This is a genomic window from Streptomyces sp. ADI95-16, assembly GCF_003721495.1.
Classification (GTDB): domain Bacteria; phylum Actinomycetota; class Actinomycetes; order Streptomycetales; family Streptomycetaceae; genus Streptomyces; species Streptomyces goshikiensis.
In genome coordinates this window covers 5,751,535-5,765,854 of record NZ_CP033581.1, presented here as the reverse complement: position 1 = coordinate 5,765,854, position 14,320 = coordinate 5,751,535, and the positions used below count along the sequence as shown (strand labels likewise).

The window sequence follows — 14,320 nt, the reverse complement described above, 5'->3', positions numbered from 1 at the left end:
CGGGCGAAGGCGACAATGGGCCGACGCATGACCAGGCCATGACCCGGCCATGGTCTACGGAGGCGCGCGAGCGCGTCGCAGGGGAAGGAGTCGGCCACGAGCGGCGTATGGAGCCTGGTGGTCCCGCTGAAGCCGTTGGCCGTGGGGAAGAGCCGGCTGGCGGTGGCGGTGGGCGCGTCCCGGCCGGGGCTGGCGCTGGCGTTCGCCCAGGACACCGTGGCGGGGGCCCTGGCCTGCGCGGCGGTCGCCGATGTGGTGGTCGTCACGGACGATTCGCTGGCCGGATCGGAACTGGCCCGGCTGGGCGCCCGGATCGTCGCGGACGCCCCGGGCGCCGGGCTCAACGCGGCCCTGGCCCACGGGGCGCGGGCGGCCCGGGCGGGCCGCCCGGGCTGCGCGGTGGCCGCGATGAACGCGGATCTGCCGGCGCTGCGGCCGCCGGAATTGCTACGCGTGCTCGAAACCGCTTCGGTATTTCCCCGGGCATTTCTGGCGGATGCGGCGGGAATCGGGACGACCTTGCTTTCCGCTGCTCCGGACGTGGAATTGGCACCCTCGTTCGGCGGCCCGTCCCGGGCGCGGCATTCCGCTTCGGGGGCGGTGGAAATGACCTTGGCGGGTGTCGACAGCGTGCGCCGGGACGTGGACACGGCGGCGGACCTGCGGACCGCCCTCGCCCTCGGCGTGGGGCGGCACACGGCCCGATACAGTGCCCGTATGCAGGCGACCGCGTACACGTACGACTCCCAGACCCGAAGCGGCAGCGTGCTGCTGGACGACGGCACCCCGGTGCCCTTCGAGGCCCCGGCGTTCGAGGCGGGCGGCCTGCGCCTGCTGCGTCCCGGGCAGCGGGTCCGGATCGAGACGGACGGCGAGGGGGCGGGTCTGCGGATCACCTTGATCACCCTCCAGACCTTCTGAGCCACCCCCCGTCCGACCTGGGGAAACACCCCGAAAAAACGCACCGCGGGCCGGCTTCCCCACCTGAGGGGAAGCCGGCCCGGCGTGTGTGACTGCTGCCCTTACTTCTTGCGGGCCGTGGTCTTCTTCGCGGTGGTCTTGCGCGCCGTCGCCTTCTTGGCGGGCGCGGTGGTCTTCGCGGTGGCCTTCTTGGCCGCCGGAGCGGTCTTCTTGGCCGTGGTCGCGGTCTTCTTGGCCGTGGCGGCCGCCTTCTTGACGGTGGCCTTCTTCGCCGCCGGCGTGGCCTTCTTCGCCACTGCGGTCTTCGCGGTGGCCTTCTTGACGGCCGTGGCCGTGGTCTTCTTGGCGACGGTCTTCTTCGCGACCGCGGTCTTCGCCGCCGCCTTCTTGGCGGTGGTGGCCTTCTTGGCCACGGCCTTCTTGACCGTCGCGGAAGCACCTCCGGTGAGGCTGCCCTTGGGGGCCTTCTTCACCGACACCTCGCCACCCTTGGGGAGCTTCTTGGTGCCGCTGACCAGGTCCTTGAACCCCTGACCCGCACGGAAACGGGGCACGGAGGTCTTCTTGACCCGGACGCGCTCACCGGTCTGCGGGTTACGGGCGTAACGGGCCGGGCGGTCGACCTTCTCGAACGAGCCGAAGCCCGTGACCGAGACCCGGTCGCCCGCGACGGTCGCGCGGACGATGGCGTCCAGTACCGCGTCGACGGCGTCCGCGGCCTGCTGGCGGCCGCCCAGCTTGTCGGCAATCGCTTCTACGAGCTGCGCCTTGTTCACGTCTTCCCCTTCGGAGACTTCGCCAGAACGAATGTGTTCAAGCTTATTTCGCACGTTAGGCGGATATATACCGCAAATCAAACACGAAACGGGCTAATCACCCTAGTGCCGCAACGTTGTAGGCCGTTACGGAGTTCCTTCGCATCAGTCGCCTTCAGGGAATCGACCCTCGTCGAGGTCCTTCATCAACCTGTCCAGGCGCCTTGCCGCATCGGCGAGATCATGCTTCGCCGCGGCCGTGACGACCAACAGCTTCCGGGACAGCGCCATCCTTACGCCCTCCGGGACTTGCAGCGTGCGCACCCTTGTGTGTGCTTCTTTCAATCGGTCCGCGACCAGTTCGTAGAGCTCAAGTTGACTGTCGCGTTCCATGCACAGATTGTGCCATCTGGGGCGAGTTGTCGCCTCACGGGGCCTCAACACACAGCTGTGCCCCCCGCCGGAGGGCGGGGGGCACAGTGTTGTCTTCATGATCACCCGAGGGCGAATAAGCGCTGATCAGGCCGGAATCAGGCCCGAATGGTGCGCGGCTTGTGGGCGGGCCGGGCACTTTCGTACGTCGCGATGTCCGCTTCGTTCTGAAGGGTGAGCGAGATGTCGTCCAGCCCCTCCAGCAGACGCCAGCGGGCGTTGTCGTCGAGCTCGAACTCGGCCTCGACGCCTTCCGCTCGGACCTGGCGGGCGACCAGGTCGACCGTGATCTCGGCGGTCGGGTCGGCCTCGGTCAGCTGCCACAGCCGGTCGACGGTCTCCTGCGGCAGGACCACGGTCAGCAGACCGTTCTTCAGCGAGTTGCCGCGGAAGATGTCGGCGAACCGGGAGGAGATGACCGTCTTGAAGCCGAAGTTCTGCAGGGCCCACACGGCGTGCTCGCGCGAGGAACCGGTGCCGAAGTCGGGACCCGCGACCAGCACGGTCGCGCCCGCGCGCTCCGGGCGGTTCGTGACGAACTCGGGGTCCTTGCGCCAGGCCTCGAAGAGCCCGTCCTCGAACCCGTCGCGGGTGATCTTCTTCAGCCAGTGGGCCGGGATGATCTGGTCGGTGTCGACGTTGCTGCGGCGCAGCGGGACGGCCCGGCCGGTGTGGGTGGTGAAGGCTTCCATGGTTCAGACTCCGGCGGTCGCGGTGGCGTCGGACAGATCGGCGGGCGAGGCCAGATGGCCCAGCACCGCGGTGGCCGCGGCCACCTGCGGGGAGACCAGGTGGGTGCGCCCGCCCTTGCCCTGGCGGCCCTCGAAGTTGCGGTTGGAGGTGGACGCGGAGCGCTCACCGGGCGCCAGTTGGTCGGGGTTCATGCCCAGGCACATCGAACAGCCCGCATGCCGCCATTCGGCGCCGGCCTCCTTGAAGACCTTGTCCAGGCCCTCCTCCACGGCCTGGAGCGCGACGCGGACCGAGCCCGGAACGACCAGCATCCGTACGCCGTCGGCGACTTTGCGGCCCTCGATGATGCCGGCGACGGCGCGCAGGTCCTCGATGCGGCCGTTGGTGCAGGAACCTACGAAGACGGTGTCGACGTTGATCTCCCGCAGCGGCTGTCCGGCCTCCAACCCCATGTATTCCAGGGCCCTTTCGGCGGCGTGGCGCTCCGAAGCGTCCTCGTACGAAGCGGGGTCGGGGACGTTGGCCGACAGCGGCGCGCCCTGGCCCGGGTTGGTGCCCCAGGTGACGAACGGGGACAGCGCGGTGCCGTCGATGACGACCTCCGCGTCGAAGACGGCGTCGTCGTCGGTGCGCAGGGTCCGCCAGTAGGCGACCGCCGCGTCCCAGTCCTCGCCCTCGGGGGCGTGGTCGCGGCCCCGGAGGTAGTCGAAGGTGGTCTGGTCGGGGGCGATCATGCCCGCGCGGGCGCCGGCCTCGATCGACATGTTGCAGATGGTCATGCGGGCTTCCATCGACAGCTTCTCGACGGCCTCGCCGCGGTACTCCAGGATGTAGCCCTGGCCGCCGCCGGTGCCGATCCTGGCGATGATGGCCAGGATCAGGTCCTTGGCGGTGACGCCCTCGGCCAGCGCGCCGGTGACGGTGATGGCCATCGTCTTGGGGCGGGCCAGCGGGAGCGTCTGGGTGGCCAGTACGTGCTCGACCTGACTGGTGCCGATGCCGAAGGCCAGCGCGCCGAAGGCGCCGTGGGTGGAGGTGTGGGAGTCGCCGCAGACCACGGTGGTGCCGGGCTGGGTCAGTCCCAGCTGCGGTCCCACCACGTGGACGACGCCCTGCTCGACGTCGCCCAGCGAGTGCAGGCGCACGCCGAACTCGGCGCAGTTCGCCCGCAGCGTCTCCAGCTGGGCCCGGGAGACCGGGTCCGCGATCGGCTTGTCGATGTCGAGGGTGGGGGTGTTGTGGTCCTCGGTCGCGATGGTGAGGTCCAGGCGGCGGACCTTGCGGCCGGCCTGCCGCAGACCTTCGAAGGCCTGGGGGCTGGTCACCTCGTGCAGCAGGTGCAGATCGATGAAGAGGAGGTCGGGCTCGCCCTCGGCGCGCCGGACGACATGATCGTCCCAGACCTTCTCCGCGAGTGTCCTACCCATCGCTTTCCCTCCGGCTCACCGTCCCGGGTCCAGTGGTTCGTGGACCCGTACATACAGACTCGCTGGTTCTTGGAAAAATTGAACTTGCGTTTCACAGTGTGAGACGTGAATATCGTTTCATGGACAACTCTAGCGGCGTCGGCGTTCTCGACAAGGCAGCTCTGGTATTGAGCGCACTGGAGTCCGGTCCGGCCACCCTCGCCGGGCTGGTCGCGGCGACAGGGCTCGCACGACCCACGGCACATCGCCTTGCCGTGGCTTTGGAACACCACCGGATGGTGGCGAGGGACATGCAGGGCCGGTTCATCCTCGGTCCGCGGCTGGCGGAGCTCGCCGCCGCGGCCGGCGAGGACCGCCTGCTGGCCACGGCCGGACCGGTGCTCACCCACCTCCGCGATGTGACGGGCGAGAGCGCGCAGCTCTACCGGCGCCAGGGCGACATGCGCATCTGCGTGGCCGCGGCCGAGCGGCTGTCGGGGCTTCGGGACACCGTCCCGGTGGGCTCCACGCTCCCGATGAAGGCCGGTTCGGCGGCGCAGATCCTGATGGCCTGGGAGGAGCCCGAGCGGCTCCACCGGGGGCTGCAGGGCGCGCGGTTCACGGCGACGGCGCTCTCGGGCGTACGGCGCCGCGGCTGGGCCCAGTCGATCGGCGAGCGGGAGCCCGGCGTGGCCTCCGTCTCGGCGCCGGTGCGCGGGCCCTCGAACCGCGTGGTGGCCTCGGTGTCGGTCTCCGGGCCGATCGAGCGCCTGACCCGGCACCCGGGGCGGATGCACGCCCAGGCCGTCATCGATGCGGCCGCCCGTCTGACGGAGGCCCTGCGCCGCTCCGGCTGACCCGTACGCCTTTCCCCTTTTGCACACCCCCCGGGTCCGGGGGCGCGTACGACGCCGCACACGTCCTACGACGCGCCTCCGGGCCCGTACTGATGGGCCCGTACCGATGGGCCCGGCCGCGCCGGGGCAAAGCGAAGAGGCCTTACGCGATGATCGCGTAAGGCCTCTTCCGTGCGTACCCCCGACCGGATTCGAACCGGCGCTACCGCCTTGAGAGGGCGGCGTGCTAGGCCGCTACACAACGGGGGCTAGCTGTTACTGCGGTACTACGCTGGGCTACCAGGACTCGAACCTAGAATAAGGGAACCAGAAACCCTCGTGTTGCCAATTACACTATAGCCCAAAGGTCTAGACCAGCTAGACACAGTACCCCCGACCGGATTCGAACCGGCGCTACCGCCTTGAGAGGGCGGCGTGCTAGGCCGCTACACAACGGGGGCCCTAGCGATCCTGCATCAAGACGTCCGGGAGCTACCCAAATGGAGATCTTGCGGGAAGGATCTGTACCCCCGACCGGATTCGAACCGGCGCTACCGCCTTGAGAGGGCGGCGTGCTAGGCCGCTACACAACGGGGGCAAAGCACTGCGTTACTTCTGCACTGCGCTGGGCTACCAGGACTCGAACCTAGAATAAGGGAACCAGAAACCCTCGTGTTGCCAATTACACTATAGCCCACCAAAACTCAAGCCCTTGAGGGACTTTCGTTTGGTTAGCGCCCCCGTGTCCGGCCTTTCGGCCCGCTCCGGCGGCGCAGAAAGAACATTACCGGATGCCTGACCGTGCTCCAAAACGGGTATCCCGTGCCAGCAGCTCCGGGAGCCGGGCCAGCCCGGCGATCCGGTGCACTCCGGAGGGAGTCGGTCCGGCCCCTCCCGCGCGGTCCAGCCAGAACGCCGTGAGCCCGGCGTCGCGGGCGCCGCGCGCATCGATTTCCGGCTGGTCGCCCACGTACGCCACCTCGTGCGGCGGCAGCCCGAGCGCCTCGCACGCGGCGAGGAAGGCCCGCGCCTCGGGCTTGCTGATGCCCAGTTCGGCGGCGCAGACAAGGACCTCGAAGCGCTCGCGCAGCCCGAGGGCGCGCAGCTTCGGGTCCTGGTTGGCCACGGAGGAGTTGGAGAGCACGCCGTGCCGGTACCCGGCCGCGAGGGCGTCCAGTACGGGCACCACGTCGGGGAACACCACCCAGGCCGCCCGGTAGTGCGCCACGTACCGTCCGAACCAGACCTCGGCCTCCTCGTCGGTCAGCCGCGGCGCCCCGAGGAAGTCCCGCACCCGGTCCCGGCGCTGGCCGTCGAAGGTGACCTCGCCGGAGCCGAAGCGCGCCCAGTGCAGTTCGGTGATGTGGCGCCACCGGGCGAGCGCCTCGGCCGGGGACCCGTACCGCTCCGCGATCCCCTCCTGCGCCAGGTGTCGCGCCAGCCCGGTCCGGTCCGCACCGGTGTAGTCGAACAGGGTGTCGTCGATGTCCCAGAGCACGGCGCGGATCGGCATACGGCCGAGGCTACGCCGGGAGGTCCTCGCTCGGGGGCACGACGAAGAAATCGGTGACGAAGCAGGTGATCTCACCCTCGGTGTCGCGGCCCACCCAGGTCGGGTACGCGCCGTCGCCCCAGCCGGAGCCGAAGGCCACCAGGTTGTGGCCGTCCTCGCCGTCGACCAGATAGGGGCCGGGCTGGTGCCCGGTGGCCTCGAACGCGTCCCAGAGCGGCCCCTCGTCGCCCTCGCAGTCCGGGAACGAGTCGTCGGCCGCGGCGTCGTAGAAGCAGCCCGTGCCGGCGTCGACCCCGTAGCCGAAGAACTCGTCCTCGTCGAGGGTCGCCGGGTCCTGGCCCTCGTGCAGGGCGGGCTCCCAGGTCACGGCCGGGCGGTCGGCGATCACCAGGCGGACGGCGGCGATCCGCAGGTGCGGATCCCGCGCCGGGGGCTCCTCGGGCCGGGTGATGGTGACCACCGCGGCCTCCACCCGGTAGCGGCCCGGCGCCACCCGCGCGGTGAAGGGCGGTATGTCACCGGTGCCGAGGCAGATGAAGGGGTCGCAGGCCACGACGCTGCCGGAGGGCAGCCGCAGCTCGCCCGCGTCGACCACCGAGAGGGTCCCGACGGGCCCGTCCTCGTACGAGAAGGTGTGGCCCGGGGTGAAGTGCCGGGCGTAGTCGGGGGCGGTCAGCGGCATGGCGGGTCCTTCGCGGGGCGGGCGGTACGGGTACGTACGCGCGGGCAGTCGATCTTCCGCAGACCCTAGCGGCGGACGCCGACAACGCCGCGGGGGGCGGCGGCCGGAACTCCGGCCGCCGCCCCCCGCGGGAGGTGCTACGCGCTCACGGTGCGCGCCGTGCTCACGCGGCGAGCTTCGCCAGCGCCGCGTCGACGCGGGCCAGGGACCGCTCCTTGCCCAGGATCTGCAGGGACTCGAACAGCGGCAGGCCGACCGTGCGGCCGGTGACGGCGACGCGGACCGGGGCCTGGGCCTTGCCGAGCTTGAGGCCGTGGGCCTCGCCGGCGGTGAGGACGGCCTGCTTGAGGGACTCGGGGTCGCTCCAGTCGGCCGCGTCCAGGTTGGCGCGGGCGGTGGTCAGCAGGGCCGCGGGCTCGCCCTTCATCGCCTTGTCCCAGGACGGCTGGTCCTCGACGGGCTCCTTGCGGAACAGGAAGTCCACGTTGGCGGTGATGTCCGACAGGACGGTCACGCGGGTCTGGGCGTACGGCGCGATGGCCGCCCAGGCCTCGGCGTCGAAGTCGGCCGGCTCCCAGTTGGCGTGCGGGGCCCGGAGCCACGGGGTGCAGGCGTCCGCGAAGGCCTTCGGGTCGAGCAGCCGGATGTGGTCGGCGTTGATCGCCTCGGCCTTCTTCAGGTCGAAGCGCGCCGGGTTGGCGTTGACGTCCGGAATGTCGAACTTCGCCACCATCTCCTCGATCGAGAAGATGTCCTGGTCCTTGGAGAAGGACCAGCCGAGCAGCGACAGGTAGTTCAGCAGGCCCTCGGGCAGGAAGCCGCGCTCGCGGTACAGGTTGAGCGAGGACTCCGGGTCGCGCTTGGAGAGCTTCTTGTTGCCCTCGCCCATCACGTACGGCAGGTGGCCGAACTCCGGGACCGCCTTGGCGACGCCCAGCTCGATCAGCGCCTTGTAGAGCGCGATCTGGCGCGGGGTCGAGGACAGCAGGTCCTCGCCGCGGAGCACGTGCGTGATCTCCATCAGCGCGTCGTCGACCGGGTTGACGAGCGTGTACAGCGGCGCGCCGTTGGCCCGCAGGATGCCGAAGTCCGGCACGTTCTCCGGGGTGAAGGTCAGCTCGCCGCGGACCAGGTCGGTGAAGGTGATCGGCTCGTCGGGCATCCGGAAGCGGACGATCGAGGAGCGGTGCTCGCCCTGGTACGCCTCCAGCTGCACGGTGGTCAGCTCGCGGCAGTGGCCGTCGTAACCGGAGGGCTTGCCGGCGGCGCGGGCGGCGGCGCGGCGCGCGTCCAGCTCCTCGGTGGTGCAGTAGCAGTCGTACGCGTAGCCGCCGTCCTTGAGCTTCTTCGCGACGTCCGCGTAGAGGTCCATGCGCTGCGACTGGCGGTACGGGGCGTGCGGGCCGCCCACCTCGGGACCCTCGTCCCAGGTGAAGCCGAGCCAGCGCAGCGAGTCCAGCAGCTGGACGTACGACTCCTCGGAGTCGCGCGCCGCGTCGGTGTCCTCGATGCGGAAGACGAACGTACCGCCGTGGTGCCGGGCGAACGCCCAGTTGAAGAGGGCGGTACGGACCAGGCCCACGTGGGGGTTGCCGGTCGGGGAGGGACAGAAACGTACGCGGACGTTCGCGTTAGCCACGCTTGATCACCTTGTTGGTGAGAGTGCCGATGCCTTCGATGGTGACGGCGACCTCGTCGCCGACGTTGAGGGGGCCGACTCCGGCCGGGGTCCCCGTGAGGATGACGTCGCCCGGGAGCAGCGTCATGGCCTCGGTGATGTGGACGATCAGGTCTTCGATGGAGCGGACCATGTCGCTGGTGCGGCCGAGCTGGCGCTGTTCGCCGTTCACGGTGCACTGGATGGTCAGGTCGCGCGGGTCCAGATCGGTCTCGATCCAGGGGCCCAGGGGGCAGGAGCTGTCGAAGCCCTTGGCGCGGGCCCACTGCTTCTCTCGCTGCTGCACGTCGCGTGCGGTGACGTCGTTGGCGCAGGTGTAGCCGAGGATCACGTCCTTGACGCGCTCCTTGGGGACCTCGCGGCACATGCGGCCGATGACCACGGCGAGCTCCGCCTCGTGGTGGAGGTCCTGGGAGAAGGAGGGGTACGTGATCGGGTCGCCCGGGCCGACCACCGAGGTGGAGGGCTTGAAGAAGGTGATGGGGGCTTCCGGACGGCCTTCGCTGTCGAAGATGGCGTTGCCCAGCTCCGCCGCGTGCTCCGCGTAGTTGCGGCCGATGGCCACGACCTTATTCGGGAGCACGGGCGGCAGCAGCCGGACCTTGTTCAGCGGGACCTTCGTGCCGGACAGCTCGAAGTCCGCGAACGGGATGCCCTTGATGATGTCGAGGACGAGCTCGTCGGGGCCGGAGCCCTCGACCGCCCCGAACGCGACATTGCCGTCGATCGAGAACCTGGCGATGCGCACGTGTTGCGTCTGCCCCTCTGTATTTCCGCTGGCTGGAGTCTGCGGACTCCAGGCTAACGCGGCGGGCAGCGACGCTCCGCGTCCTTGTGGGGAGCGGCTACTGCGCGGCGGCGGCGACCGGCGCGTCCATGAGGGTGGTGCGGCGCGGGTTCGCGGTCTGGGCCGGCAGGTCGACGGTGTGTTCCTGGACCTCCACCGCCTGCAGCTCCTCGGCGTCCTTCAGGTGCGCGAGGGTGGTGCGGCGCGGGTTGGCTATGTTGCGGAACATCATCGTCGTCTTCATCGGAGTTTCGGGCCCTCGGCTCGCTCGGTGGGGTGTCGGTCAGCGCTTCGCCGACCTCGTAAAGGGCAAGGCTAAACATCTGAATCCGTCACCGAACCGGGAAGTAATGGCCATGACCGTGTGAGTTTGCTCACCCGTGACCACTCATACCGGTCATAACGGACGGTCAATTCCGCCCGAAAAAACGGACATTGCGCCACTGAATCAGTCATTCCGCTCCTGATCATCTCGACTGGGACACCTTGCCAGGGGCAGTGTTTGGATGGCGTAAGTCCGGTTTAGCCCGAAAGGACTTCCACATCGCGTAGTGCCGCCCTCACGAAACGTGACCGTCTTCACGGGCCGACACGCGCATCTTGTTGGAGATCCGCCACTGTGCTGGAATTCGCGGGACCGCCGCGGGAATCAGCCGGCGCGCAGGTGGCGCGACTCAGCGCCGAGCGCGGTGGCAAGGAGAGGGAGACGCGCCGGTCACCGACGACCACCATGGGGCCGTTAGTGCCCCACGACTCGACACCGTCCCACCGGTCGCCCGGTGAGACGCCTGGTCCAGAGGTTGCGACGCTAGTGCAGGGACGATTCAAGAGGGATGGCAGCGCTGCGGCGGAGCAGGAGCCGCGTGGCGGGACCGACCGTGGCTCCTCGCCCCAGCACGCCCAGAACCGCGGGCCGGCTGCAGACGGAGCGAGCCCCCACGCCTCCACCCCGGTGAAGGCCAAGGGTCGCGGCAAGTCCGGCGCCAAGTCCAAGGGCTTGGCCAAGGGCAGCGACAAGGGCAAGGTCAAGGACCAGTCCGCCGAGCTGGACGTGGCGATACCGAAGGTCCCCAGCGGACCAGGTTCCCGTCTCGCCATGCAGAACTGGCGCATCAGCACGCGACTGGTGTCGCTGCTGACCCTGCCCGTCGTCGCGGCCACCACGCTCGGTGGCTTCCGCATCAACGACTCGCTCAATGACATCGCGCAGCTGGAGCACATGCAGCTCCTGACGACGATGACCCGGCAGGCCACCAACCTGGCCGCCATGCTCCAGACCGAGCGCGACAACTCCGCGGGTCCGCTGTCGGCCGACAAGTCGGGCCGGGTCAACAGCATCGTCCAGGGCGTCCGCGACCAGACGGACGCGGCCGCCAAGTCCTTCACCTCCGCCACCGACAAGGTCGACGGCGCGGAGGACAAGGACGAGACGCTCAAGTCGATCCGCAACAACATCCTGCAGATCGGCCGCCAGCTCACCGGCATCGAGGACATCCGCAAGAAGGCGTACCAGAACGGCGCCCAGCAGACCGTCACCGAGTACAACGCGCTGATCGTCTCGCTGCTCTCCCTCTCGCAGGACATGGCCCAGGCCACCTCCAACCCCGAGATGATCAAGCGTACCCGTGCCCTGGCGGCGTTCTCCTCCGCCAAGGAGTACGCCTCCATCCAGCGCGCGATCATCGCCGCCTCGCTCCCCGACCCGTCGGTCGCGGACAAGGCCGGCCGGCTGGAGGAGAACGACCGGCTGTACGCCCTCTCCGCGCTCCGCGGTGAGAGCCAGTCCAAGAAGACCTTCGAACTCGTCTACCAGGGCAAGCCCGAGGAACTCCTCGCGTCGCTCGGCGACGGCAACCCGGAGATCGGCACCGCCGACCACTACGCCCGCCGCGTCCTGAGCACCCAGGGTCAGTTCGGCAAGGAGAAGAACCGCTCCTGGCTCGACTGGTACGACGCCGACGACAACAAGCTCCAGGCCATGAAGGTCATCGAGCTCACCCTGCTCGAGGACATGGAGCAGAAGGCCCGTGAGCTGAAGAACGAGGCCCAGCAGGACGCCATCATCAACGGTGCCCTGATCCTCCTCGTCCTCGGTGTCTCCCTCGTCGGCGCCTTCGTCATGGCCCGGTCGATGATCCGCTCGCTGCGCCGCCTCCAGGACACCGCGACCCGCGTCGCCCAGGACCGTCTGCCCGAGCTCGTCAAGCAGCTCTCCGAGTCCGACCCGCAGGACGTGGACACGTCCGTGGAGTCGGTCGGTGTGCACACCCGCGACGAGATCGGCCAGGTGGCCGCGGCCTTCGACGACGTGCACCGCGAGGCCGTCCGCCTCGCCGCCGAGCAGGCCCTCCTCCGGGGCAACGTCAACGCGATGTTCACCAACCTCTCGCGGCGTTCCCAGGGCCTCATCCAGCGTCAGCTCTCGCTCATCTCGGAGCTGGAGTCCCGCGAGGCCGACCCGGACCAGCTGTCCTCGCTCTTCAAGCTCGACCACCTCGCGACCCGTATGCGCCGTAACGGCGAAAACCTCCTCGTCCTCGCGGGCGAGGAGCCGGGCCGCCGGTGGACCCGCCCCGTCCCGCTCGTCGACGTGCTCCGCGCCGCGGCGTCCGAGGTGGAGCAGTACGAGCGCATCGAACTCGCGTCGGTGCCCGGCACCGACGTCGCCGGCCGCGTCGTCAACGACCTCGTGCACCTCCTCGCCGAGCTGCTGGAGAACGCCACCTCGTTCTCCTCCCCGCAGACCAAGGTCAAGGTCACCGGTCACGCGCTCCCCGACGGCCGCGTGCTCGTCGAGATCCACGACACCGGTATCGGCCTCTCCCCCGAGGACCTCGCCGCGATCAACGAGCGGCTCGCGTCGCCGCCGACCGTGGACGTCTCCGTCTCCCGCCGCATGGGCCTGTTCGTGGTCGGCCGCCTGTCCCTGCGACACGGCATCCGCATCCAGCTGCGCCCGTCCGACTCGGGCGGTACGACGGCCCTCGTCATGCTCCCCGTGGACGTCGCCCAGGGCGGCAAGAAGCCGGGCCCGATGCCGGGCCAGGGCCCGCAGGGCGGTCCCGGCGGCCAAGGCGCCGTCGGTCCGCAGGGCTCCGGCCCGGGCCAGGGCGCCGTGTCCGGCGGGGGCGCACGTCCTCCCGTGGGCGGTGGCCCGCAGCGCGGCCAGGTCGCCGGCGGCGGGCAGCGTGCCGCGCTCCCCGCGCGGGACGGCGGCCCCGGCCAGCAGCGTCCGCAGGGCGGCGGCCGGCCCCAGCAGCCGGGCGGTCCCTCCGCCCGTCCGCAGGGCGGCCCCGGCGCGCCCACCGGCCAGGGCCAGGGCGGCCAGGGTGCCTTCGGGTCCGGTGCTCCGCTGGCGGGCCGCGGCCCGCAGCCCCGTCCGGCTGCCGCTCCCGCGGCTCCCCAGACGGGCGGGCCCTCAGGGTTCCCGCAGGGCAACGGCTTCGAGCGGCCCCAGGCTCCTCAGCACGCTCAGCCCCAGCACGCTCAGCAGCAGCCCCAGCAGCAGCCCCAACAGTCCCAGCAGCAGTCGGCGCCCTCCGCTCCGGTCCAGCGCGGCCCCCGGCCGCAGCTGCCGGCGCGCGGCGGCGCCCCGCGTCCGGAGCTTCCGGGTGCGGGTGCCGCCACCCCCGGCGGGATCCCGCAGGCCACCAGCTGGGGTGCCGGCCAGGGCGGCCAAGAGGTTCCGCGCGGCCACGACGAGCTGTCGGGCCCCGGTGCGACGGCGGAGTTCGCCCGCCCGGACTTCAACGCCCCGCAGCCCCCGGCCGCGTACGACAGCGGTTCGACCGGCCAGTTCGAGCGTCCCGACGTGCGCGGGGGCTCCCTGAGCCCCTCCACCACCGGGCAGTTCGAGCGTCCGGAGCCGCGCGGCGGCGCCGCCGACCCCACGTCGACCGGCCAGTTCGCCCGCCCGGACTACCCGGCCACCCGGCCCGGCGGTCCCGGTGTCGGCGGCCCCGGCCGCCAGCAGGGCCAGGCGCCCCAGTCCGGTGGCGGCTACGCCCCCGTACCGGCCACGCGTCCGGAGTCCCCGCGGGTACCGGAGGCGCTGCCGCCGGCCCAGAGCTCCGGTGAGGCCCGCAGCCCCATCTTCGACACGCTGGAGTCGAACTGGTTCCGTCAGGAGGGCGGCGAACAGCAGCCCTCCGAGCAGGCACCGGCCGCACCCCAGCAGCCGCAGCAGTACCAGGCGGCCCCCACGCCCCCCGGTGCGCCGCAGCGCATCCAGCAGCCCCTGCCGACGCGCAGCATGGAACTTCCGGCCGACCCCGCCCCGGCGGCGACCGGCAGCATGCCGACCGTAAGCTGGCGTTCCTCACCGAACGACGAGCTGATGCGGCAGGCCGAGCGCGTGCGCCAGCCCGCCGCCGGCGGTATCACCACCTCCGGTCTGCCCCGGCGCGTGCCGCGGGCCAACCTCGTCGCCGGCACCGCCCAGCAGCAGGCCGACGCCCAGCCCGGTCCGCAGGTCTCGCGGGCCCCGGACGACGTCCGCGGCCGTCTGACCAACCTCCGACGCGGTATCCAGCAGGGACGCCAGGCCGGCAACAGCGGCCCGGACACCGGCAGTTACCACATCGACCCCACTTACCAGCAGGAGCGTTAGTTGAGTTC

General features: G+C 70.5%; 11 protein-coding genes, 5 tRNA genes and 1 pseudogene. 3 read left to right on the top strand and 14 right to left on the bottom strand.

Going from position 1 to position 14,320, the window contains the following annotated elements:
• Positions 1–114: 114 nt before the first annotated feature.
• Positions 115–714: pseudogene (gene cofC / locus EES41_RS25910) on the top strand (2-phospho-L-lactate guanylyltransferase); the annotation flags it as partial.
• A gap of 308 nt (positions 715–1,022) precedes the next feature.
• Here the strand turns inward: cofC and EES41_RS25905 are convergent.
• From EES41_RS25905 to leuC, 4 genes are all read right to left on the bottom strand, one after another.
• On the bottom strand, positions 1,023–1,697 hold the full coding sequence (locus tag EES41_RS25905) for an HU family DNA-binding protein (protein ID WP_123080516.1): 675 nt from the start codon (positions 1,695–1,697) through the stop codon (positions 1,023–1,025).
• A gap of 144 nt (positions 1,698–1,841) precedes the next feature.
• Positions 1,842–2,069 carry a hypothetical protein gene (locus tag EES41_RS25900; protein WP_008739877.1) on the bottom strand — a complete coding sequence of 76 codons (228 nt, stop codon included), beginning with the start codon at positions 2,067–2,069 and terminating at the stop codon, positions 1,842–1,844.
• Between the two features lie 137 nt (positions 2,070–2,206).
• The gene (leuD, locus tag EES41_RS25895; RefSeq protein ID WP_123080515.1) at positions 2,207–2,800 is read right to left on the bottom strand and encodes a 3-isopropylmalate dehydratase small subunit; all 594 of its coding nucleotides are present in this window, start codon (positions 2,798–2,800) and stop codon (positions 2,207–2,209) included.
• Positions 2,801–2,803: 3 nt separating this feature from the next.
• A complete protein-coding gene (gene leuC / locus EES41_RS25890) occupies positions 2,804–4,228 on the bottom strand; it encodes a 3-isopropylmalate dehydratase large subunit (protein ID WP_123080514.1) in 1,425 nt (474 codons plus the stop codon).
• Positions 4,229–4,347: 119 nt separating this feature from the next.
• Between leuC and ndgR the strand changes: the two genes are divergently transcribed.
• Positions 4,348–5,064: an IclR family transcriptional regulator NdgR gene (gene ndgR, locus EES41_RS25885; RefSeq protein WP_007266782.1), complete on the top strand. Its 717-nt coding sequence runs from the start codon at positions 4,348–4,350 to the stop codon at positions 5,062–5,064.
• A gap of 176 nt (positions 5,065–5,240) precedes the next feature.
• Here the strand turns inward: ndgR and EES41_RS25880 are convergent.
• The 10 genes from EES41_RS25880 to EES41_RS25835 all read right to left on the bottom strand — a co-directional run bounded on the left by EES41_RS25880 (position 5,241) and on the right by EES41_RS25835 (position 9,947).
• Positions 5,241–5,313: transfer RNA gene (locus tag EES41_RS25880), tRNA-Glu, on the bottom strand.
• A gap of 22 nt (positions 5,314–5,335) precedes the next feature.
• Positions 5,336–5,407: transfer RNA gene (locus tag EES41_RS25875), tRNA-Gln, on the bottom strand.
• A 24-nt stretch (positions 5,408–5,431) separates the two neighbouring features.
• Positions 5,432–5,504: transfer RNA gene (locus EES41_RS25870), tRNA-Glu, on the bottom strand.
• Between the two features lie 64 nt (positions 5,505–5,568).
• Positions 5,569–5,641: transfer RNA gene (locus EES41_RS25865), tRNA-Glu, on the bottom strand.
• 27 nt (positions 5,642–5,668) lie between these two features.
• A tRNA-Gln gene (locus EES41_RS25860) sits at positions 5,669–5,740 on the bottom strand.
• Positions 5,741–5,827: 87 nt separating this feature from the next.
• Positions 5,828–6,556, bottom strand: a complete 729-nt coding sequence (locus EES41_RS25855; RefSeq protein ID WP_123080513.1) for an HAD family hydrolase — start codon at positions 6,554–6,556, stop codon at positions 5,828–5,830.
• A 10-nt stretch (positions 6,557–6,566) separates the two neighbouring features.
• Positions 6,567–7,238 (bottom strand): DUF4241 domain-containing protein, encoded by a 672-nt coding sequence (locus EES41_RS25850; RefSeq protein ID WP_123080512.1) that lies wholly within the window; start codon positions 7,236–7,238, stop codon positions 6,567–6,569.
• A gap of 163 nt (positions 7,239–7,401) precedes the next feature.
• Positions 7,402–8,877 carry a glutamate--tRNA ligase gene (gltX, locus tag EES41_RS25845; protein ID WP_123080511.1) on the bottom strand — a complete coding sequence of 492 codons (1,476 nt, stop codon included), beginning with the start codon at positions 8,875–8,877 and terminating at the stop codon, positions 7,402–7,404.
• Positions 8,870–9,664, bottom strand: a complete 795-nt coding sequence (locus tag EES41_RS25840; RefSeq protein ID WP_008739869.1) for a fumarylacetoacetate hydrolase family protein — start codon at positions 9,662–9,664, stop codon at positions 8,870–8,872. The genes gltX and EES41_RS25840 overlap by 8 nt, the downstream gene beginning before the upstream one ends.
• A gap of 97 nt (positions 9,665–9,761) precedes the next feature.
• Positions 9,762–9,947 carry a hypothetical protein gene (locus EES41_RS25835; RefSeq protein WP_008739867.1) on the bottom strand — a complete coding sequence of 62 codons (186 nt, stop codon included), beginning with the start codon at positions 9,945–9,947 and terminating at the stop codon, positions 9,762–9,764.
• Between the two features lie 567 nt (positions 9,948–10,514).
• Between EES41_RS25835 and EES41_RS25830 the strand changes: the two genes are divergently transcribed.
• Positions 10,515–14,312, top strand: a complete 3,798-nt coding sequence (locus tag EES41_RS25830) for a nitrate- and nitrite sensing domain-containing protein (protein WP_123080510.1) — start codon at positions 10,515–10,517, stop codon at positions 14,310–14,312.
• Positions 14,313–14,320 lie beyond the last annotated feature (8 nt).